General features: G+C 62.3%; 4 protein-coding genes. 2 read left to right on the top strand and 2 right to left on the bottom strand.

From position 1 onward, the window contains the following. Positions 1–170 precede the first annotated feature (170 nt). The gene (locus tag ACFWY6_RS45370; protein WP_384703773.1) at positions 171–377 is read right to left on the bottom strand and encodes a hypothetical protein; all 207 of its coding nucleotides are present in this window, start codon (positions 375–377) and stop codon (positions 171–173) included. 42 nt (positions 378–419) lie between these two features. Then, positions 420–611 carry a hypothetical protein gene (locus tag ACFWY6_RS45375; protein ID WP_266871441.1) on the bottom strand — a complete coding sequence of 64 codons (192 nt, stop codon included), beginning with the start codon at positions 609–611 and terminating at the stop codon, positions 420–422. A 226-nt stretch (positions 612–837) separates the two neighbouring features. On the opposite strand from ACFWY6_RS45375, the gene ACFWY6_RS45380 reads away from it, so the two are divergent. Continuing rightward, positions 838–1,089 (top strand): hypothetical protein, encoded by a 252-nt coding sequence (locus ACFWY6_RS45380; RefSeq protein ID WP_384703776.1) that lies wholly within the window; start codon positions 838–840, stop codon positions 1,087–1,089. A 168-nt stretch (positions 1,090–1,257) separates the two neighbouring features. Then, positions 1,258–1,425: a hypothetical protein gene (locus ACFWY6_RS45385; RefSeq protein ID WP_384703779.1), complete on the top strand. Its 168-nt coding sequence runs from the start codon at positions 1,258–1,260 to the stop codon at positions 1,423–1,425. The last annotated feature ends 131 nt before the right edge of the window (positions 1,426–1,556 follow it).

Raw genomic sequence — 1,556 nt, forward strand, 5'->3', positions numbered from 1 at the left:
GGTGTGTGGGGGGTGTTTTTTTTTTTTTTTTGTCTCGCGTTGTGTTTTGGTGTGGGGGGGGGGGGGGCCGGGGGGGGGCCCCCCCCCCGCTCGCCTCGTGCTCGCAGATGTCACTCTCCGAGCGGCTTCAGAAGCCCACACTCATGTACAAGGGCTGCTGACGGTGTTCTTTACTTGCCGCCGGCGCCGGCGGCGCGGCCGAGCTCGTAGGCGCCGACTATGGTCGCGCCGGCCGCGAGGCCACCGCCCGCGTACGGGCAGGTGACGAGAACGGCCGGGGTGAAGGCGACGGGCATGGTGCGGGTGACCCGGTCCTGCTCGCCCTCGGTCAGGGTCGGCTCCGTGATCGAACGCACGCTGTCGATGATGAGAGTCATTCTGATCTCCTTTTCGAAGATGCTCGGAAAGCCTGGCGGCCTTTAGTTGACGACGCGGCCGGCGACGTAGGCACCCACCGGGACGGTGAAGGCGACAATGCCCGCCGTGATCTTGACGGTGACCGGCACAGCCACGGCCGGGGTGGCCATGACGGGAACGCCGTCGGTGTTCGTCAGACCGTCCTCAAGGGAGCCCAGCTCCTGCTGGTTCATAAAGGCAGCAATGTTGCCCATGATCCATTCCTCACTGTTGATTCCAATCGAGGCGTCGGGGAGGAGATTTCCGCATGGAACACCGTCCATGAATTTCTCACTCGACAGCTGCTCGCCAGCGATCGATCAACTCCCCCTCGCAGCCACCACTATAGAAAGATTACGAAGCTTGAAATCAAGCCCATTCATTGTGACGTGCATCACATGCCGAAAAGGCCTTGGCGTGAAGTTAACGATGACATTAGTCATGCTTTACGCGCTGACCAGTGAGAACAAAGGCCGGGGGGCTCTGAATTCCGGTCCGCCCTGGTGGCTCAAACCGGCCGACCAGTATTCAGCCCCCGCGGGCGACGCCCGGCCGACTGAACCCCTGGTGGCCCACCGGCCCTACCGCCAACCGCGCCTGGTCACCGCCGGTTCGCTTCTGGTCGCGTCGAGCAACCGGGAGGCACTTTCCGGCCAACCTGGGTTCGCCGACGTCGGAGTGAAAGCGCGGTGACGTGTGCGACTCCCACTTGAATGTGACAAACGTAAGTGTCGGAAAACAGGTGAGGGAGCCCTCTGCGGCAGAAAGAAGCCAAGAGGACCTTGCTCCCCGCGTATGGGCTGTGCCTAGAGTTCCATTCATCGCATCCGTAACAGCGATTCACGAATGGATGGAGAGATCATGCTGCTCGAGAAGGTAAACCAGGACCCTTCGCTGGCCGGCTTCCTTGCCGCGAACGACCCGGAGGTAACGGCTGAGCCGGTCATGGCCACCTTCACGGTTGTCGCCGTTCCGGGCTGCGCGACGGTCGCCGCCGTCGCGTACACGGTCACCAAGAACATCTGGTAATTCGAAGTCAGTGACGTGGGGGGGGCGAGAAATAATAGGGCACAACAGCGCCCCGGCCCCCGAAAACCGGTAATTTCAAAGGTGGTAGATTAGGCGATCTAGGCGCACACGACGGGGGGCCGCCCCCCCCC

This window comes from Streptomyces sp. NPDC059037 (genome assembly GCF_042740015.1).
GTDB lineage: Bacteria > Actinomycetota > Actinomycetes > Streptomycetales > Streptomycetaceae > Streptomyces.

What these genes read in the sequence shown, in the direction of transcription:
- ACFWY6_RS45370 (WP_384703773.1), bottom strand. Translation starts at nt 377, where the DNA reads ATGACTCTCATCATCGACAGCGTGCGTTCGATCACGGAGCCGACCCTG.
- ACFWY6_RS45375 (WP_266871441.1), bottom strand. Translation starts at nt 611, where the DNA reads ATGGGCAACATTGCTGCCTTTATGAACCAGCAGGAGCTGGGCTCCCTT.
- ACFWY6_RS45380 (WP_384703776.1), top strand. Translation starts at nt 838, where the DNA reads ATGCTTTACGCGCTGACCAGTGAGAACAAAGGCCGGGGGGCTCTGAAT.
- ACFWY6_RS45385 (WP_384703779.1), top strand. Translation starts at nt 1,258, where the DNA reads ATGCTGCTCGAGAAGGTAAACCAGGACCCTTCGCTGGCCGGCTTCCTT.